This is a genomic window from Stenotrophomonas sp. GD03777, from assembly GCF_029842485.1.
Taxonomy (GTDB): domain Bacteria; phylum Pseudomonadota; class Gammaproteobacteria; order Xanthomonadales; family Xanthomonadaceae; genus Stenotrophomonas; species Stenotrophomonas sepilia.
Genome location: NZ_JAOCGL010000021.1, coordinates 1 through 17,340, shown reverse-complemented (window position 1 = coordinate 17,340; position 17,340 = coordinate 1). Strand labels below are relative to the sequence as shown.

Genomic DNA, 17,340 nt, shown 5'->3' with positions numbered 1-17,340 from the left:
CGAATGCTCAAGCTCAGCCTCGATGCCCTGCAGATCCTGGATGCCATCGACCGCCGTGGCTCCTTTGCCGGCGCCGGCAAGGCCCTGCACAAGGTGCCCTCGACGATTTCCTATACCGTGGCCAAGCTGGAGGAGGATCTGGGTGTGCAGCTGTTCGACCGGGTCGGCCCACGTGCAGAGCTGACCGAGGCCGGGCGCGCGCTGCTGGACGAAGGCCGGCATCTGCTGCGCGCGGCCCGCGAGCTGGAGCTGCGGGTGCGCCGGGTGGCGTCGGGTTGGGAGACCGAACTGACCCTGGCGGTGGATTCGGTGTTCCCGACCTGGCTGCTTGGGCCGGATATCGCCGCATTCCGTGAGGCCGAGGCACCGACCCGGTTGCGGTTGATCGGCGAGGCCCTGTCCGGCACCTGGGAGGCCCTGCTCGACCGCCGTGCGGACCTGTTGGTCGGCGCGCCGGGCGAAGGGCCCAGTGGTGGCGGCTATGTGGTCGAGCCGCTGGGCACGGTGGAGTTCGTGTTCGCGGTCGCACCCGAACATCCGTTGGCCAACGTGTCGGGCGTCCTGGGTCGCGAGCAGCTGGTCGAGCATTGCGCGATCGCCGTTTCCGATTCGGCGCGCAGGCTGCTGCCGCGCACGGTGGGCCTGTTGATGGGGCAGGAGATGCTGACGGTGCCGGACATGGCCAGTAAATTGAAGCTGCAGTGCGAAGGCGTGGGCTTCGGCTTCCTGCCCGAGCCGTGCGCGCGCGCTGCAGTGGCGCGCGGCCAGCTGGTGATCCGTGAGGTGGAGGAGCACAAGCCGGAAGAGACCTTCTGGCTGGCCTGGCGCACCGGTGAGGATGGCGCGGCATTGCGCTGGTGGCGCGAGCGCCTGCGCAGGCCGGAGCTGCTGTCGCAGTGGTGGCAGGCAATGGCCAGGGGGTAGGCGTACGGCAGGGCTGCGCCCTGCACCCGCTACGATCCAGAGCAACAGCAACAGCAACAGCAGAAGCTGGTTTGCTGAGGGATGGCGGGGTGGGTCCGGTTGCGGGAGACGCCGTAGACCCGTCCATGGGGGCTTGGCCGCGGCTTGCTCGTGTGTGCAGTCCTGCACACACGGCAAGACCAGGGTTGGGCGTCCTGCCCAACCCGCCCGAGGCATGCCTCGGGCCCATGCCGCGGACACTCCCGCAACCGGACCCACCCCGCCTTCGACAGTTTCCGCTGCTGTTGGTAGGTGTCGACCTTGGTCGACACGGCAGATCCACGCCATGCGTGGATGCTCTTCGATCAATTGTCGAAATACTCGAACTCGATGAAGATTCATCCACGCATGGCGTGAATCCATCAGATCGCGGAAATCTGTCAGAGGTGGGGCAGTGTCGGAGTGCGGGGTGTCAGCCGCATGGATGCGGCTGCCAAGCCTACATGGACGTACTTGCGGCGTCCCCGCACTCCGACACCGCCCCGCCAACCCACAGAATGCCAGCTTTTGCTGTTGCCGTTGCCGTTGCCGTTGCCTTGGCTTGAAGCATCTGCAGGTGCAGGGCGCAGCCCTGCCGAAAAACACGCATAAAAAAACAGCAGGCCGAGGCCTGCTGTTTCGGTGTAATGGTGCGCCCGGAGAGATTCGAACTCCCGACCGCCTGGTTCGTAGCCAGGTACTCTATCCAACTGAGCTACGGGCGCCAATTACATAAACTTGTTGTGCCGACTGTGTATGGTGCGCCCGGAGAGATTCGAACTCCCGACCGCCTGGTTCGTAGCCAGGTACTCTATCCAACTGAGCTACGGGCGCGCGGTACACAATCAACTTACTGCCTAATTTTACTGCATTTTCAGCGGCGGATGCTGAAAACCTGTCGAGTGGTGCGCCCGGAGAGATTCGAACTCCCGACCGCCTGGTTCGTAGCCAGGTACTCTATCCAACTGAGCTACGGGCGCCCTGCGACAGGAGCGGAATTATGCGGATGTCGGCGCACACCGTCAACAGTTTTGTGAAAATTTTCATCCAACTGAATGAAAAAGCTGTCCGCCACGGCATCCGGTGCCTTGAGCCAGGCGAAGTGATCGGCGCGCGTGCGCAGTTCCTGCGCGGACAGCACGCGCAGCTTCGCGTCCACATTCGGCAGCTTTGCCAGCAACGCCTGCATCGATCCGGTCGGGGCCAACCAGTCGTGTTCCATCAGCACGGCCTGGGCGCTGCCGTGCACGCGCGCCATCTGTGCGTCGAGGTCTTCACCCATGCCCGCGGCGGCGTAGTGGTTGTTCAGGCCGACGCGCGCCCAGTCGGCGATCAGTCCGCGTGCTTCGGTGCCACCGAATCCGAGACGACGGCCATGCAGCACGCCCTGGCGCTGCGCGATCCACGGCAGGAAACGGTAAACCAGTGGCAGCAGCCAGCCGCGCGGTGGCGGGAATCCACGCCAGAACGGTGAGCCGCTGGCCGCCAACCACAAGTGGTGGAAATGCAGAGGGTTGCGGCCGGCATGCACGCAGGCCAGCTGCCCGCCCAGGCTGTGGCCACCGATGATCCAGGGCAGGGGGCCTGCTTCCTCGTCGGCGGCCGCCATGACCGCTTGGCTGGCCGGCAGATCCTGCTCGAGTACCTCGCGATAGCCCCAGTCGTGCGCGCGCGACGGGCGTAGTGAGCTGCTGCCGTTGCCGCGCCACTCATGCAGGTAGACCGCCACGCCCTTCGCTGCCAGCGCCTGTGCCAGCGGCAGGTAGTGGCGCGCGGCCACACCCAGCGCTGGCAGCCACAACAAGCGGGCGATGGCCTGTGCGGGCATGCAGGCCATCACTTCGTAGCGATGCCCGTCGTTGCACTGCACTGGAAGGAGGGCCGGCGTCAGGTTCATGCGTGCGGTGCAGCGCCGAAGTGGTCGAGCACCAGCACCTCGCTGCGGCCGGGGGCATAGCCCTGCTGCAGGCCGCGCGCAACGTAGTCGATGCCGGCTTCGCAGGCGTTGGCCAGGCTCAGGCCGTTGCACAGCTGCGCGGCGATGGCCGAGGCCAGCGTGCAGCCAGTGCCGTGCGCATCCAGCGGCAGGCGGGCGTGGATGAATTCTTCGCTGCTCACGCCGTCGAAGTAGCGGTCGATCACGCGGTTGCCTTCCTGCAGGTGGCCACCTTTCAGCAGCACCGCACCGGCGCCCAGGTCGAGCAGGGCGGAGGCTACCTGTTCGGCGTCATCGCCGTTGCCGATCTTCCATCCGGCCAGCAGCTCCGCTTCCGGCGTGTTCGGGGTGATCAGCGTGGCCAGCGGGATCAGCCGCTCACGCATTGCCTGCAGAGCGCTGTCTTCCAGCAGGCGCGCGCCGCTGGTGGCGACCATCACGGGGTCCAGCACTACGTGCGGCGGGCGATGGCGCTCCAACGCATCGGCGACGGCATTGATCACCTCGGTGTTGGCCAGCATGCCCAGCTTCACCGCATGGATGTCGAAGTCATCGAAGCAGGCATCCAGTTGTGCACGCAGGAAATCGATCGGCGGCACGTGCACGGCGATGACGCCACGGGTGTTCTGTGCGGTCAGTGCGGCGATCGCGGAGAGTCCGTGCACGCGATGTGCTGCAAAGGCCTTCAGGTCGGCCTGGATGCCTGCGCCACCGCCGGAGTCGGAGCCGGCGATGGTGAGGGCAGATACGGGAGTGGTCGGGCTCATCCAGCGATTGTGCCGTGGTCCGGCAGGGGAAGGTAGATCCACGCCATGCGTGGATGCCTTTGATCCGTCAGGCGGGGTCAGGTCCCTTTTCCGCAGGAAAAGGGATCTGACCCCCAGAGTGCGGCCCTCAATGCCGCCAGCGCGCCCACTGCTGGTACACCACATAACCCAGGCCGGTCAGGCCGGTAAGCAGGGCGGGAGCAAGCAGGGCGTCGTACTGCCAGCGCGCGAACAGCCAGGCGCCGATCACGCCGCCGGCAAGGAAACCACTGATGATCAGGCCGCTGAGGGTCAGTCGTCGTACCTGCAACGGCAGCCCGCGCAGCAGGTGGCCCAGGCCGATGCCGAGATCGGTGAACATGCCGCTGAGATGGGTGGTGCGTACCACCGCGCCGCTGAAGGTCGTAGCCATTGCATTCTGCAGGCCGCAGGCCATGGCGGCGGCCAGTGCGCCCCAGATCTGGTGCTCTTCAAACAGCGGAATGGCCACCAGCAAAAGAGCCGATTCCAGCGCCAGTGCCACGCCGTAGCGCCGGCCCAGCTGCAGGGTGCTGTCCTGGATCAGCAGGCCGCTGAGCATCGCGCCCAGCGAGAACGCGATCAGCAGGCCCCACAGGTGGCCGACCGCGCGCCAGTCGCCCTGGGCCAATGCCATGCCGAGCTGGCTGGTGCTGCCGGTCATGTGGCTGACCGCCTGATGCTCGAACCCGAGGAAGCCGACCACGTTGACCATGCCGGCCACGCACGAGAGTGCAACCGCGCCGATCCAGACCCAGGTGGGCAGGCGTATTCCCATCGGCGAGGCCCCTCAGGGCCCGCCGAAGCCGCCGTTGAACTGCAGCTCGCTGAAGGTGTTGCTGGCCGGGTCGAACACGGCGCCCCAGAACTGTGCGCCGCCATCGCAGACGCGGATCGCTTCACGGGCCGGATTGACGCCGCTGTCGTCAGGCAGGTGGAAGGCGTTGATGTAGATCAGCCGCTTGCCGGCGCTTTCGATGCCGACGTACTGGCGGTCGAAGTCCAGCACCTTCGGGACCTGCGCTTCCAGCGACGACAGCTTCGCCTCCAGCTGGTCGACCTGCTGCCGGCTGGGCGCCCAGTAACCCGACACCCGCCCGGCCTCGCGGCCGGGGCTGGGGCGCGAGCAGGTGTCGAGCACCTGCGCGGCGATGATCGGGCGGGTGACCACCCAGGACTGGCCGGTGCGCTCGGCGGTGGGCACGCTGGCCGGGCCGCGCGTGGTCGTACAGGCACCGAGCACGGCGGCGAGGGTGATCGCAGCCGTGGGCAGCAACAGGCGCGTGCATCGGTTCACAACACCTCCGAAGCGTAATCGGCCAGGCGCGAACGCTCGCCACGGCGCAGGGTGATGTGCGCACTATGCGGCCAGTTCTTGAAGCGGTCCACCGCGTAGGTCAGGCCCGAAGTGGTCTCGGTCAGGTACGGGGTGTCGATCTGCTCGACGTTGCCCAGGCAGACGATCTTGGTGCCGGGGCCAGCGCGGGTGATCAGCGTCTTCATCTGCTTGGGGGTGAGGTTCTGCGCCTCGTCCAGGATCAGGTAGCGTGACAGGAAGGTGCGGCCGCGCATGAAGTTCATCGAGCGGATCTTGATGCGGCTGGCCAGCAGGTCGTTGGTGGCCTGGCGGCCCCAGGTGCCGCCTTCCTGGTTGTGCGTGAGCACTTCCAGGTTGTCGGTCAATGCGCCCATCCACGGCGTCATCTTCTCTTCCTCGGTACCGGGCAGGAAGCCGATGTCCTCGCCCACGCTGACCGTGGCGCGGGTCATGATGATCTCGCGGTAGCGCTGCTGGTCCATCGTCTGCGCCAGGCCGGCGGCCAGTGCCAGCAGGGTCTTGCCGGTGCCGGCGGTGCCCAGCAGCGTGACAAAGTCGATCTCCGGGTCCATCAGTGCGTTGAGCGCGAAGTTCTGCTCGCGGTTGCGTGCGCTGATGCCCCACACGGCGTGGCTGCCGTGGCGGAAATCATCGACCAGCGACAGCACCACCTTGCCATCGCCGACCACGCGGCTGACGCGCAGTTCGACTTCATCCTCGCCCGGCAGGTAGACGTACTGGTTCGGATACCACTCCTCGCCGTCCTGCGCCTGGATTTCGTAATGCGAGCGGCCCTTGTCGCTCCAGCTGCGCAGGTCATCGCCGTGGCGTTTCCAGAAGTCTTCCGGCAGCTCGGTAGCGCCGGTGTAGAGCAGGCTGAAATCGTCCAGCGCGCGGTCGTTCTCGTAGTCTTCGGACACGATACCGGCGATGGCGGCCTTGATCCGCAGGTTGATGTCCTTGGAGACGAACACCACCGGCAGGTCGGGGGTTTCTTCCTTCAGGGCCAGGATCGCGCCGAGGATGGCGTTGTCCGGGATCACCTTGCCGAAGCTCTTGCCAGCATCGAAATGACTGGTCTGGAAGCGCAGCTTGCCGGCGCTCTGCTTGCCGCGCAGCTGCAGGCCATTGGGCCGCTGCAGCGGAATGCCGTCGGCCAGGTTGTCCAGGCCCGATTCCTGCACCAGCTCGTTGAGGAAGCGGCTCACCTGGCGGGCGTTGCGGCTCGCTTCGGAGGTGCCCTTCTTGCCGTTGTCCAGCTCCTCGATCACCTGCATGGGCAGGTAGATGTCGTGCTCCTCGAATTTGAACAGCGCGGTCGGATCGTGCATCAGCACGTTGGTATCCAGCACGTAGATGCGCTTGCCTCGGGTCATCGTCGATTCCTGGTTACGGACAGGGAAAAACCACCACGGCCTGCTGCGGGGCAGGGTGATGGCAGACACAGTAGGCAGTGGGACTCACTTGGACTGGGAGGCCTTCAGTTCGGCGAGAACGGCATCGGCATGGCCGGCAACCTTGACCTTGCGCCAGGACTGCACGATGCGGCTGTCGGGGGAAATCAGGAAGGTACTGCGTTCGATGCCACGTACCTGCTTGCCGTACATGTTCTTCATCCTGATCACGTCGAAGGCGGTGCACAGCGCTTCGTCGCCATCGCTGACCAGCGGGAAGTTGAAGCCCTGCTTGGCACAGAAGTTGTCGTGCGACTTCACCGAGTCGCGCGAGACGCCCAGCACGACGGCGCCGGCTTTCCTGAACTTCGGCAGCAGGGCATTGAAGTCGATGCCTTCGGTGGTGCAGCCCGGGGTGCTGTCTTTGGGATAGAAGTACAGCACCAGCCATTGGCCGGCATAGTCGCCGAGGGTGGCCTGGTCGCCGCCGGACAGGGCCAGCGGCAGGGAGAGGGTGGTGCTGTCCAGGGTGTCGCCGTTGTTCATGAGGTCCTTCTGTCGAGCCTGGGTTCTTGCCATTACAGCTACATGAAACGCCACGCGCCCGTGAGAGACGCGCGAAGAATCAGAACTTCATCGGATCCATGATCGCGTCCAGGTTCAGGTGGTCGCAGAACTCGAGGAAATCGTCGCGCAGCGCGGCGATGTGCATGTTGGCCGGCACGCCGATGGTGACCTGTGCGCTGAACATTTCCGCGCCGGTCTGCATGGCGCGGTAGCGCGTGCTCTGCAGGTTCTCGATGGTGATGCCCTGGCGGTCGAAGAAGTCGGCCAGCTGGAACAGGATGCCCGGCTTGTCGGCGGCGATCACTTCGACGATGTACGGCAGCAGGTTGGACTGCGCCTGCTTGGCGGCGGTGCGGTACCAGACCAGCTTCAGGCCTTCCTCGCGCTCCAGCCGGGTCAGCATCGCCTCAAGCTTGGCCACCGAGTCCCAGGAGCCGGTGGCCAGGGCGGTGACCGAGACATCGCGGCCGACCGTGGCCAGGCGTGCATCCACCAGATTGCAGCCGCTGTCGGCGATGCGGCGGGTGACGGACAGCAGGGGGGACTCCGGATGCGTCGTATAGGCGTTGATCAGGAGGTGGTTTTCGCTCGGCGCGGGGCGCGGGGTGGTGTCGGTCAAGGCGATTCCGGGTAATGCATGCGTTAGTCTGAATGCCCGCCAGAGGCGGGGATCCACCGGTGTCCAGCATACTTGCCCGTGCTTTCGCGCCGCAAGTAACATTCAAGTCGCCCCCGGCCTTTCGTGGCGGGCGTTTTCCCTTCCCAGCCAAGAGCAGCACGTCCTTGTCCCTTTCCGGCCTCATCACCGCGCTGGCGACCCCGTTCCGGGCCGACGGCGCCCTCGATCCCGACGGTTGGCAGCGCCTGCTGCACCTGCAACTGGAAGGTGGCGTCCATGGCGTTGTCGTAGCCGGCTCTACCGGCGAAGCGGCAACGCTCACCGACGCCGAGTACGACCTGCTGCTGGCCAGCGCGGTCGAGCGCATCGGCGGCCGCATTCCGGTCCTGGCCGGTACCGGCCTTTCGGGCACTGCCAAGACCATCGAACAGACCCGTCGTGCCGCCGCCCTCGGCGCCAGCCACGCGCTGGTGGTCACGCCGCCGTACGTGCGCCCCACCCAGGCCGGTCTGATCGCGCACTACCGTGCGGTGGCCGACCAGGGCGGGCTGCCGGTCGTGCTGTACAACGTGCCCGGCCGTACCGGTTGCGACATGCAGCCTGAGACCGTGGCCGAGCTGGCCAGCCACCCCAACATCGTCGGCATCAAGGAGGCGGTGGGTGACACCGGCCGGGTGCAGGCGCTGCTCGCCCTGCGCAGCCCACAGTTCGCCGTGCTCAGCGGTGACGACGGTACGGCCGCGCGTTCGATCCAGGCCGGTATCGACGGCCTGATCTCAGTGGGTTCCAACGTGCTTCCCGGTGCCTACCGCCGGATGTGCGAGCTGGCCGCCGCACACGACCACGAAGCCACCGCGTCGTGGGATGCGCGCCTGCATCCCTTCCATGATTTCTGCGGCGTCGAACCGAACCCGATCCCGGTCAAGGCGCTGCTGCGCCGCATCGGCATCGGTCACGACCTGCGCCTGCCACTGCTGCCGTTGTCGGCAGCGCATCATCCGGCTGCCGACCATCTTGCCGGCGACATCGCCGCCCTCGAAGCCCTTTCCAGCCACTGACCTTCCGTCTTGGTCTGACCCAGGAGATTCACATGCGTCAATCCGTTTCCACCGTCCGCGTGCTGTCCTATGCCCTGCTTGCCGTGGCGGTCGCTGCCGGCACCACCGGCTGCTTCAAGCGCGGCGCCAAGGGCGACTACGCCCTGGCCCCGGAAATGCGTCCGCTGGAAGTGCCGCCGGACCTGAACCTGCCCAATGCCACCACCGACAACAAGGTGCCGACGTTGGCCTCGGCCACCAAGCCGGCGGCGCCGGTTGCTGCGGCTCCGGCAGCCGGCAGCACCGGTTTCACCATTGCCGGTGGCAAGGATGAAGCCTTCGCCAAGGTCGGTACCGCACTGGAAGGCGTGGAGGGCGTGACCATCGCCAGCCGCGCGCAGTTGCTGGGTTCGTACGACGTGGCCTACGAGGGCAGCAACTTCCTGGTCCGCGTAGTGGCCGTCGACGCCGGCGCCTACATCTCCGCGGTTGACCCGCGTGGCCTGCCGGCCACCGCCGAAGCGCCGGTGAAGCTGATCGCCGCGCTGAAGGCGAAGCTCGCCCAGTAAGGGCTGGTCGGATGGCTGCGGGCCTTGGTCCGCCCCCGCTCTGGTAGCGGCCGACCTTGGTCGGCGCTTTTGTGCCAACCAAGGTTGGCACCTACCAGGTTGCGCGGTTGGCACCTGCCGGAGCGCACGGTTGGGGTCTGCCGAAGAACAGAAAAGGGCGCCCATGGGCGCCCTTTTCGTTACCGCCGTGGGCGCTTCTCAGCGCTCCAGCAGCTTCAGCTTGTCCGGCTTGCCATCCCATTCGCCGGCGTCGGCGGGCGGGTCCTTGCGCACGGTCAGCACCGGCCATTCCTTCGCCAGCTCGGCGTTGAGGGCAACGAAGCCTTCCTGTCCGGCAGGAACATCGTCCTCCGGGAAGATCGCATTGACCGGGCACTCCGGCTCGCAAAGGGTGCAGTCGATGCACTCATCCGGGTCGATCACCAGGAAGTTCGGGCCTTCGTGGAAGCAATCCACGGGGCACACTTCCACGCAATCGGTGTGTTTGCACTTGATGCAGTTTTCGGTGACGACAAAGGGCATGGGCTTGGGGGTGGATCGATTCCTGAACCTGCCAATTCTAGAACAGGTTGGCCCCCGGTGTCGGCGCGGGGCGCAGAACGGGCGTCTGGCAGGCGCGACCGTGGGAGTCATTGGCGGCACGGCGGGGGCTGTGCGACGCTGCGGGGCACTCGGTCGCCCACCGTGGCCGGACTCCCTTCCCAGCAGGATCGTCCATGTCCCAAACCCAGCCCAGCACCGCGCCCCATGGCGGTGAGAACACTGCATTCATCGTCCTGATCAGCTGCGTGGCCACCCTTGGTGGATTCCTGTTCGGTTTCGACAGTGGTGTCATCAATGGCACGGTCGATGGCCTCCGCCAGGCCTTCAACTCCAGTGAGGCGGCGCTCGGTTTCGAAGTCGCCTCGATGCTGCTGGGCTGCGCGATCGGCGCCTTCCTGGCGGGGTGGCTGGGTGATCGCCTGGGACGCCGCGGTGTCCTGATCGTGTCAGCGCTGATGTTCCTTGTCTCGGCGCTCGGTGCCGGCGCGGCCCACGCGTCCTGGCTGTTCATCGCCGCCCGCGTGCTGGGCGGTTTCGCGGTGGGCGCGGCCAGCGTGATGTCACCGGCCTACATCGCCGAAGTCGCCTCGGCGCGTTACCGCGGCCGGCTGGCCACGGTGCAGCAGATGGCGATCATCTGCGGCTTGTTTGCGGCCTTCCTCAGCAATTACCTGCTGGCGCGTGCCGCCGGCGCCTCGACCGAGCCCCTGTGGCTGGGCCATGAGGCCTGGCGCTGGATGTTCTGGATGCAGGTGCTGCCCTCGGGGCTGTTCCTCCTGTTGTTGCTGGTGATCCCGGAAAGCCCCCGTTTCCTGGTGTTGAAGGGGCGCCAGGGGCAGGCGAGGGCGGTGCTGGCGCGGCTGTACGGCGAGGCCGCGGCCACGGCCAAGCAGGCCGAGATCGAGGCGAGCCTGGCCCAGGACCAGCACAAGCCGCGCTTCGGCGACCTGCGCAACAAGGCCACCGGCAAGCTGCGCCCGATCCTCTGGGTGGGTATCGGCCTGGCCATGTTCCAGCAGCTGGTCGGCATCAACGTGGTGTTCTACTACGGCGCGGTGCTGTGGCAGGCGGTGGGTTTCTCGGAAAGCGACGCGCTGCTGATCAACGTGTTGTCCGGCGCGCTGAGCATCGGTGCCTGCCTGCTGACGGTACTGCTGATCGACCGCATCGGGCGCAGGCCGCTGCTGTGGATCGGTTCGGTCGGCATGTCGGTGGCGCTGGTGCTGATGGTGGTGGCGTTTGCCAGTGGCAGCCTGGCCGACGGTCGCCTGCAGTTGTCCGACGGCATGGGGCGGCTGGCGCTGGTGGCAGCCAACGTCTACGTGGTGTTCTTCAACATGTCCTGGGGCCCGGTGATGTGGGTGATGCTGGGCGAGATGTTCCCCAACCAGATCCGCGGCCCGGCGCTGGCGGTGGCGGGTGCGGCGCAATGGACCTCGAACTTCGCGATCACCGTGACGTTCCCGATGCTGCTGGCCGGCATCGGCCTGGCCGGCGCCTATGGCATCTACGCCGTCGCGGCGATCCTCTCGATCGTCTTCGTGGTCCGCCACGTGCGCGAGACCAAGGGCAAGGAGCTGGAGCAGATGGAAGGCTGACGGCTGGCCTGCCGCCTCTCGACACATTGCGGGTGGCGGACGCAGGTCTGCGCGTCGGGATTGAATTGGCTGCGGAGGGGCGAAGCTGTTCGTGCCGCCTTCGCGGGAAACTGTCAGGAGGGGGCGGGCCACCCTGGCCTGGACCGTTGGCGCCATGGATGGCGCCATCGAGCACCATGGATGGGCTTTTGCGTGTCCAGGCCAGGGTGGCCTGCCCCCTCAACACAGGAAAAGGGAGGCGCTACTGCGACCAAACCGATCGATGCCAATGCAAATCCCGGAAAACAGAAAAGCCCGCACAAGGCGGGCTTTTTCGGTTCCTGCTGCGGCGACTGGCGCTCCCTAGGGGACTCGAACCCCTGTTTTAGCCTTGAGAGGGCCACGTCCTAACCACTAGACGAAGGGAGCGTAACTGTGTCGCTGCCGAGGCAGGAGCGCTAGTATATGCACCTCGATGCCATTGGGCAATCCCGAAACTTCAACCGGAAGCGCCAACATCATTTCCCCTGCTACATCACCGTTCAGCCTGCGCGTCATCCCGCGCGACCAGCACACGATCTCCCGCAAGGACATCAGCCCGAACGCCCTGCGCGTGCTTTATCGCCTGCGCGATGCCGGCTTCGGCGCCTACCTTGTCGGCGGCGCGGTGCGCGACCTGCTGGTCAATGGCCAACCCAAGGATTTCGACGTGGCCACCGATGCCACGCCCGAACAGGTCAAGCAGCTGTTCCGCAACTGCCGCCTGATCGGTCGTCGGTTCCGCCTCGCCCACGTTGTGTTCGGCCGCGAAATCATCGAAGTCGCCACCTTCCGTGCCAACAGCGATGACGGCAGCGGCGACCGCGAGATGGAAAACGGCATGCTCGTGCGCGACAACGTGTACGGCACCATCGAAGACGACGCGGTCCGCCGAGACTTCACCTGCAACGCCCTGTACTACGCCATCGAGGACTTCTCGGTGCGCGACTACACCGGCGGCTTCGAAGACGTCCAGGCGCGCCTGATGAAACTGATCGGCGATCCCGAGCAGCGTTATCGGGAAGACCCGGTGCGCATGCTGCGTGCGGTGCGCCTGGCGGCCAAGCTCGGCTTCCAGATCGAAGAGGGTACCGCCGCGCCCATCCCGCACCTGGCCGGCCTGCTCAACGAAGCCGCGCCGGCGCGCCTGTTCGAGGAAGTGCTCAAGCTGTTCCTGTCCGGGCACGGCGTGGCCAGCTTCGAAGGCCTTGAGCGTTACGGCCTGCTCGACGTGCTGTTCCCGGAGAGCGCCAGGGCGCTGAAGTCCAACCGCACCGGCGCGCTGCGCCGCATGCTGGTCGAGGGCCTGGCCAACACCGATGCCCGCGTGGCCAACGACGAGCCGGTCTCGCCGGCGTTCCTGTTCGCATTGCTGCTGTGGCCGGCGTTCTGCCGCGCACAGGCGACCCTGCTCAAGCAGGGAGTGGCACCGGAAGAGGCGCAGCGCCGCGCCGCCGACCGGGTCACCGTGCAGCAGCTCAGCACCATCGCGCTGCCGCGCCGCTTCTCGCTGCCGATGCAGGAGATCTGGCTGCTGCAGTCGCGCTTCAGCTCGCGCCAGCGCAAGCGCGTATTCCGTACCCTGACCCACCCGCGCTTCCGCGCCGCGTTCGATTTCCTCAGCCTGCGCCAGGTCGCTTCGTCCGAGCATGCAGTGGATGTCCAGTTCTGGCGCGAAGCACAGGCGCAGTCCGGTCGCGAGCTGGAGTCGTCGCTGGATGCGATGCACAGTGAAGACGGCGATGACGAGAGCGGGGCACCGCGCAAGCGCCGCCGTCGCCGTCGACGTCCCGGTGCTGCTGCGGCGGGCGAGTAAGCGATGACCCTCGCCTGGATCGGCCTCGGCGCCAACCTTGGCGACGCGGCCGCGACCGTGGGCGCGGCGATTGCCGCGCTGGACGGCCTGCCGGGAACGCGCCTGCGACAGGCCTCGCGGCTCTATGCAACCCCGGCCTGGGGCAATGAAGATCAGCCGCCGTTCGTCAATGCCGTGGCTGCGGTCGAAACCACCTTGGCGGCCGATGAGTTGCTGCAGGCCATGCTGGCGCTGGAGCGGGGCTTTGGCCGCGTGCGCGATCCGGCGGTGCACTGGGGGCCGCGCGCGCTGGACCTGGACCTGCTGCTGTATGGCACGCAGGTGATCGACCTGCCCGGCCTGCAGGTACCTCATCCCTACCTGCACGAGCGTGCCTTCGTGTTGGTGCCACTGGCCGAAATCGCGCCTGATCTGGCCATTCCCGGTCATGGCAGCGTGCGGGATGCAGTGGTGCGGGTGGATGCCTGCGGGATTGCGCCGATAGGGTGATAATGACCGGGTTATCTCCCCCGGTTATCAGCACATGAGCACCCACGCAGACAGCAAGCCCTGGACCGTTCCCGCCCTGGCCGAGGCCAAGCGCAATGGCCAGAAGCTGGTCATGTTGACCGCCTACGACGCCGGCTTCGCCCGCACCTTCGATGCCAACGGCGTCGATCTGATCCTGATCGGCGATTCGCTGGGCATGGTCGTGCAGGGTCATGATTCGACCCTGCCGGTGACCGTGGCCGACATGGTCTACCACACCCGCGCCGTGGCCCGCGTGCTGCAGCGTGCGCTGCTGGTGGCCGACCTGCCGTTCGGTGCCGATGCCACCCCGGAACGCGCGCTGGATGCCTCGCTGCAGCTGCTGCAGGCCGGTGCCGAGATGGTCAAGATCGAAGGTGCCGGCTTCAAGGTCGACATCATCCGCTACCTGGTCGAGCGCGAGATTCCGGTCTGCGCGCACCTGGGCCTGACCCCGCAATCGGTGCTGCGCCTGGGCGGCTTCAAGATCCAGGGCCGCGGCGATGCTGCGCGCCAGCTGGTGGAGGATGCCAAGGCCGTGGCCGCCGCAGGCGCCAGCATCATGGTGCTTGAATGCGTGCCGACCCCCGTCGCCGCCGAAGTGACCGCTGCGGTGGATGTGCCGACCATCGGTATCGGTGCTGGCCCGCAGTGCGATGGCCAGGTGCTGGTGCTGCACGATTTCCTCGGCCTGGACAGTGGCCATCGCCGTCCCAAGTTCGTCAAGGATTTCCTTGCCGAAGGCGGCTCGGTGGCCGGTGCCACCCGCGCATTTGCCGACGCCGTGCGCGACGGCAGCTTCCCCGACGAACAGCACGCGTACGCCCAATGATCCAGACCTTCAACGAGCTCGGCGCACTGCGCGAGCAGATCGCCCAGTGGAAGCGCGAGGGCCTGCGCGTGGCGCTGGTGCCGACCATGGGCAACCTGCATGGGGGCCACCACTCGCTGGTGGCCCTGGCCCGCCAGTATGCCGACAAGGTGGTGGCGAGCATCTTCGTCAACCCGACCCAGTTCGGGCCGAACGAGGACTTCAGCCGCTACCCGCGCACGCCCGAGGCCGACGTTGCCGGGCTGGAGCAGGTTGGCTGCGATGCGGTGTGGCTGCCCAGTGTCGAGGCGATGTACCCGCTGGGCGTGGACAGGACCACGCGCGTGCACGCGCCGGGCGTGAGTGAAGTGCTGGAAGGTGCCAGCCGCCCGGGGCACTTCGATGGCGTCTGCACGGTGGTGGCGCGCCTGTTCCTGCAGGTGCAGCCGGAGGTGGCCGTGTTCGGTCGCAAGGACTACCAGCAGCTTGCCGTGATCAGGCAGATGGTGGCCGAGCTGTCGTTCCCGATCCAGATTGTTGGTGCGGAGATCGTGCGCGACGAGGATGGCCTGGCCAAGAGCTCGCGCAACCAGTACCTGAGCGCCGAACAGCGTCCGGTCGCGACCACCATCCACCGGACCCTGCTGGGCATGCGCGAAGGCTACGTGGCCGGGCAGGCACGTGATCGCATCGAGGCCGAGGCCACTGCCGCATTGCAGGCGGCCGGTTTCCAGGTTGACTACGCGGTGCTGCGCACTCCGGAGCTGGCCGAGCCGACCTTCGACGGCGGCGGCCGGGTGGCGCTGATCGCCGCACGGCTGGGTACCACCCGGCTGATCGACAACCTGGAGTTCTGAACTCCGGCGGCGCCGCGCGATGCATGGGGTCAGATCCCTTTCCCAGGGGAAAAGGGATCCGCCTCCGGTTTCACCGCCTACCTGAACAGGTTGCCGGCCGTAATGCCCGGCGCTGTGCGGGTGCTAGAATCCGCTCTTTCCTTTGCCGTTGCAGCGCCCCCATGCACCTGTCCCTGCTCAAGACCAAGATCCACCGCGCCACCGTCACCCATTCCGAGCTGAACTACGAAGGCTCGATTGCCATCGATGACAACCTGCTGGCTGCCACTGGCATCCGCGAGTTCGAACAGGTGCACATCTGGGACGTGACCAACGGTGCGCGCTTCTCGACCTATGCCATCCGCGCCGAAGCCGGCAGCGGCGTTGTCTCGCTCAACGGTGGCGCCGCGCGCCACGTGCAGGTCGGTGACATCATCATCATCGCCGCGTTCGCCAGCATGACCGAGCAGGAAGCTGACAGCTTCAAGCCGAAGCTGGTGTACGTTGATGGCAACAACCAGATCACCCACACCAACGACACGATCCCGACCCAGGCCGCATGACAACGAACAACGGATTCGACTCGCTGCACTCCCACGCCCAGCGCCTGAAGGGCGCAAGCATTCCCAGCCTGCTCGCCGCCGAACCCGGCCGCGTGCAGGACCTGGCGCTGCGGGTCGGTCCGTTGTACGTCAACTTCGCCCGTCAGAAATACGATGCCGCGGCGCTGCAGGCGTTGCTGGCGCTGGCTGCCGACCGTGATGTCGGTGGCGCCATCACCCGCCTGTTCCGCGGCGAGCAGGTCAATCTGACCGAAGGCCGCGCCGCGCTGCATACCGCGCTGCGTGGCGACGTGGTCGATGCGCCGGTGGCGGCCGAGGCCTATGCCACCGCGCATGGCATCCGCCAGCGCATGGGCGTGCTGGTGCGCGCGCTGGAAGACAGCGGCGTGACCGATGTGGTCAGTGTCGGCATCGGGGGTTCCGACCTCGGCCCGCGCCTGGTCGCCGATGCGCTGCGCCCGGTCAGCGGTGCGCGCCTGCGCGTGCATTTCGTGTCGAACGTGGACGGCGCCGCCATGCAGCGCACGCTGGCCACGCTGGATCCGGCGAAGACCGCCGGCATCCTCATCTCCAAGACCTTCGGCACGCAGGAAACGCTGCTCAACGGCCAGATCCTGCACGACTGGCTGGGTGGCAGCGGGCGCCTGTATGCGGTCAGCGCCAATCCGGAGCGCGCCGCCAAGGCCTTCGCGATCGCCGCCGATCGCGTGCTGCCGATGTGGGACTGGGTCGGTGGCCGTTATTCGCTGTGGTCGGCGGTCGGTTTCCCGATTGCGCTGGCAATCGGCTTCGAACGTTTTGAACAGTTGCTGGAAGGCGCGGCGCAGATGGATGCGCATGCGCTGGATGCACCGCTGGAGCGCAACCTGCCGGTGCTGCATGGCCTCACCGACATCTGGAACCGCAACCTGCTGGGCCATGCCACCCACGCGGTGATGACCTACGACCAGCGCCTGGCGCTGCTGCCGGCTTACCTTCAGCAGCTGGTGATGGAAAGCCTGGGCAAGCGCGTGCAGCGCGACGGCCAGCCGGTCACCGTCGACACCGTGCCGGTGTGGTGGGGTGGGGCGGGCACCGATGTGCAGCACAGCTTCTTCCAGGCGTTGCACCAGGGCACCAGCGTCGTTCCGGCCGACTTCATCGGCTGTGTGCACAACGATGATCCCTATACGATCAATCACCAGGCCTTGCTGGCCAACCTGCTGGCGCAGACCGAAGCGCTGGCCAATGGCCAGGGCAGCGAAGATCCGCACCGCGACTACCCGGGGGGCCGGCCGAGCACGCTGATCCTGCTCGACGCGCTGACCCCGCAGGCGCTGGGTGCACTGATCGCCATGTACGAGCACGCTGTGTACGTGCAGTCGGTGATCTGGAACATCAACGCCTTCGACCAGTTCGGTGTCGAACTGGGCAAGCAGCTGGCCAGTGGCCTGCTGCCGGCGCTGCAGGGCGAGGATGTGGCGGTTGCCGACCCGATGACC

The 17,340-nt window shown here is 66.6% G+C and carries 18 protein-coding genes and 4 tRNA genes; 10 read left to right on the top strand and 12 right to left on the bottom strand.

Annotated features, from left to right (window positions below; genetic code table 11):
• Window positions 1-3: 3 nt before the first annotated feature.
• Window positions 4-924 carry a LysR family transcriptional regulator gene (locus N5E02_RS07240; protein ID WP_005416107.1) on the top strand — a complete coding sequence of 307 codons (921 nt, stop codon included), beginning with the start codon at window positions 4-6 and terminating at the stop codon, window positions 922-924.
• 666 nt (window positions 925-1,590) lie between these two features.
• Here the strand turns inward: N5E02_RS07240 and N5E02_RS07235 are convergent.
• From N5E02_RS07235 to N5E02_RS07190, 10 genes are all read right to left on the bottom strand, one after another.
• Window positions 1,591-1,667 (bottom strand) — tRNA-Arg (locus N5E02_RS07235).
• A 32-nt stretch (window positions 1,668-1,699) separates the two neighbouring features.
• A tRNA-Arg gene (locus N5E02_RS07230) sits at window positions 1,700-1,776 on the bottom strand.
• A gap of 69 nt (window positions 1,777-1,845) precedes the next feature.
• A tRNA-Arg gene (locus tag N5E02_RS07225) sits at window positions 1,846-1,922 on the bottom strand.
• Complete coding sequence (locus N5E02_RS07220; protein WP_065179405.1) at window positions 1,913-2,839, bottom strand: alpha/beta fold hydrolase; 927 nt, start codon at window positions 2,837-2,839, stop codon at window positions 1,913-1,915. The genes N5E02_RS07225 and N5E02_RS07220 overlap by 10 nt, the downstream gene beginning before the upstream one ends.
• Window positions 2,836-3,645, bottom strand: coding sequence for a bifunctional hydroxymethylpyrimidine kinase/phosphomethylpyrimidine kinase (gene thiD, locus N5E02_RS07215; RefSeq protein WP_065179406.1), 810 nt, complete (start codon window positions 3,643-3,645; stop codon window positions 2,836-2,838). The genes N5E02_RS07220 and thiD overlap by 4 nt, the downstream gene beginning before the upstream one ends.
• Before the next feature lie 127 nt (window positions 3,646-3,772).
• Window positions 3,773-4,441: a YoaK family protein gene (locus N5E02_RS07210; RefSeq protein ID WP_053500054.1), complete on the bottom strand. Its 669-nt coding sequence runs from the start codon at window positions 4,439-4,441 to the stop codon at window positions 3,773-3,775.
• 12 nt (window positions 4,442-4,453) lie between these two features.
• Complete coding sequence (locus N5E02_RS07205; RefSeq protein ID WP_005416111.1) at window positions 4,454-4,960, bottom strand: hypothetical protein; 507 nt, start codon at window positions 4,958-4,960, stop codon at window positions 4,454-4,456.
• Window positions 4,957-6,357 carry a PhoH family protein gene (locus tag N5E02_RS07200; protein ID WP_005409049.1) on the bottom strand — a complete coding sequence of 467 codons (1,401 nt, stop codon included), beginning with the start codon at window positions 6,355-6,357 and terminating at the stop codon, window positions 4,957-4,959. The genes N5E02_RS07205 and N5E02_RS07200 overlap by 4 nt, the downstream gene beginning before the upstream one ends.
• Window positions 6,358-6,441: 84 nt before the next feature.
• Window positions 6,442-6,921: a peroxiredoxin gene (locus N5E02_RS07195; protein WP_005416113.1), complete on the bottom strand. Its 480-nt coding sequence runs from the start codon at window positions 6,919-6,921 to the stop codon at window positions 6,442-6,444.
• A gap of 79 nt (window positions 6,922-7,000) precedes the next feature.
• Window positions 7,001-7,561, bottom strand: coding sequence for a glycine cleavage system protein R (locus N5E02_RS07190; RefSeq protein ID WP_005409051.1), 561 nt, complete (start codon window positions 7,559-7,561; stop codon window positions 7,001-7,003).
• Window positions 7,562-7,725: 164 nt separating this feature from the next.
• Here N5E02_RS07190 and dapA point away from each other — a divergent pair, with 164 nt between their 5' ends.
• Window positions 7,726-8,619, top strand: a complete 894-nt coding sequence (gene dapA / locus N5E02_RS07185) for a 4-hydroxy-tetrahydrodipicolinate synthase (RefSeq protein WP_005416114.1) — start codon at window positions 7,726-7,728, stop codon at window positions 8,617-8,619.
• 32 nt (window positions 8,620-8,651) lie between these two features.
• Window positions 8,652-9,167, top strand: coding sequence for a hypothetical protein (locus tag N5E02_RS07180; RefSeq protein WP_005416115.1), 516 nt, complete (start codon window positions 8,652-8,654; stop codon window positions 9,165-9,167).
• 198 nt (window positions 9,168-9,365) lie between these two features.
• Here N5E02_RS07180 and fdxA read toward each other — a convergent pair whose 3' ends face one another.
• A complete protein-coding gene (gene fdxA, locus N5E02_RS07175) occupies window positions 9,366-9,689 on the bottom strand; it encodes a ferredoxin FdxA (protein ID WP_005409054.1) in 324 nt (107 codons plus the stop codon).
• A gap of 194 nt (window positions 9,690-9,883) precedes the next feature.
• On the opposite strand from fdxA, the gene N5E02_RS07170 reads away from it, so the two are divergent.
• Window positions 9,884-11,308: a sugar porter family MFS transporter gene (locus tag N5E02_RS07170; protein ID WP_065179408.1), complete on the top strand. Its 1,425-nt coding sequence runs from the start codon at window positions 9,884-9,886 to the stop codon at window positions 11,306-11,308.
• Window positions 11,309-11,641: 333 nt separating this feature from the next.
• On the opposite strand, the gene N5E02_RS07165 is transcribed toward N5E02_RS07170, so the two are convergent.
• Window positions 11,642-11,716 (bottom strand) — tRNA-Glu (locus N5E02_RS07165).
• Between the two features lie 46 nt (window positions 11,717-11,762).
• On the opposite strand from N5E02_RS07165, the gene pcnB reads away from it, so the two are divergent.
• The 6 genes from pcnB to pgi all read left to right on the top strand — a co-directional run.
• Window positions 11,763-13,142, top strand: a complete 1,380-nt coding sequence (gene pcnB, locus N5E02_RS07160; protein WP_164229560.1) for a polynucleotide adenylyltransferase PcnB — start codon at window positions 11,763-11,765, stop codon at window positions 13,140-13,142.
• A 3-nt stretch (window positions 13,143-13,145) separates the two neighbouring features.
• The gene (folK, locus tag N5E02_RS07155) at window positions 13,146-13,631 is read left to right on the top strand and encodes a 2-amino-4-hydroxy-6-hydroxymethyldihydropteridine diphosphokinase (protein ID WP_005416118.1); all 486 of its coding nucleotides are present in this window, start codon (window positions 13,146-13,148) and stop codon (window positions 13,629-13,631) included.
• A gap of 34 nt (window positions 13,632-13,665) precedes the next feature.
• Window positions 13,666-14,481, top strand: a complete 816-nt coding sequence (panB, locus tag N5E02_RS07150; RefSeq protein ID WP_049439732.1) for a 3-methyl-2-oxobutanoate hydroxymethyltransferase — start codon at window positions 13,666-13,668, stop codon at window positions 14,479-14,481.
• Window positions 14,478-15,317, top strand: coding sequence for a pantoate--beta-alanine ligase (gene panC / locus N5E02_RS07145; RefSeq protein WP_065179410.1), 840 nt, complete (start codon window positions 14,478-14,480; stop codon window positions 15,315-15,317). The genes panB and panC overlap by 4 nt, the downstream gene beginning before the upstream one ends.
• Before the next feature lie 161 nt (window positions 15,318-15,478).
• Window positions 15,479-15,859 carry an aspartate 1-decarboxylase gene (gene panD / locus N5E02_RS07140; protein WP_006432456.1) on the top strand — a complete coding sequence of 127 codons (381 nt, stop codon included), beginning with the start codon at window positions 15,479-15,481 and terminating at the stop codon, window positions 15,857-15,859.
• On the top strand, window positions 15,856-17,340 hold a 1,485-nt coding region (pgi, locus tag N5E02_RS07135), incomplete at its 3' end, for a glucose-6-phosphate isomerase (protein ID WP_279946120.1). The genes panD and pgi, both read left to right, overlap by 4 nt.

Coding starts and splice junctions, on each gene's coding strand:
- N5E02_RS07240 (WP_005416107.1), top strand. CDS start 4: ATGCTCAAGCTCAGCCTCGATGCCCTGCAGATCCTGGATGCCATCGAC.
- N5E02_RS07220 (WP_065179405.1), bottom strand. CDS start 2,839: ATGAACCTGACGCCGGCCCTCCTTCCAGTGCAGTGCAACGACGGGCAT.
- thiD (WP_065179406.1), bottom strand. CDS start 3,645: ATGAGCCCGACCACTCCCGTATCTGCCCTCACCATCGCCGGCTCCGAC.
- N5E02_RS07210 (WP_053500054.1), bottom strand. CDS start 4,441: ATGGGAATACGCCTGCCCACCTGGGTCTGGATCGGCGCGGTTGCACTC.
- N5E02_RS07200 (WP_005409049.1), bottom strand. CDS start 6,357: ATGACCCGAGGCAAGCGCATCTACGTGCTGGATACCAACGTGCTGATG.
- N5E02_RS07195 (WP_005416113.1), bottom strand. CDS start 6,921: ATGAACAACGGCGACACCCTGGACAGCACCACCCTCTCCCTGCCGCTG.
- N5E02_RS07180 (WP_005416115.1), top strand. CDS start 8,652: ATGCGTCAATCCGTTTCCACCGTCCGCGTGCTGTCCTATGCCCTGCTT.
- fdxA (WP_005409054.1), bottom strand. CDS start 9,689: ATGCCCTTTGTCGTCACCGAAAACTGCATCAAGTGCAAACACACCGAT.
- N5E02_RS07170 (WP_065179408.1), top strand. CDS start 9,884: ATGTCCCAAACCCAGCCCAGCACCGCGCCCCATGGCGGTGAGAACACT.
- pcnB (WP_164229560.1), top strand. CDS start 11,763: ATGCCATTGGGCAATCCCGAAACTTCAACCGGAAGCGCCAACATCATT.
- folK (WP_005416118.1), top strand. CDS start 13,146: ATGACCCTCGCCTGGATCGGCCTCGGCGCCAACCTTGGCGACGCGGCC.
- panB (WP_049439732.1), top strand. CDS start 13,666: ATGAGCACCCACGCAGACAGCAAGCCCTGGACCGTTCCCGCCCTGGCC.
- panC (WP_065179410.1), top strand. CDS start 14,478: ATGATCCAGACCTTCAACGAGCTCGGCGCACTGCGCGAGCAGATCGCC.
- panD (WP_006432456.1), top strand. CDS start 15,479: ATGCACCTGTCCCTGCTCAAGACCAAGATCCACCGCGCCACCGTCACC.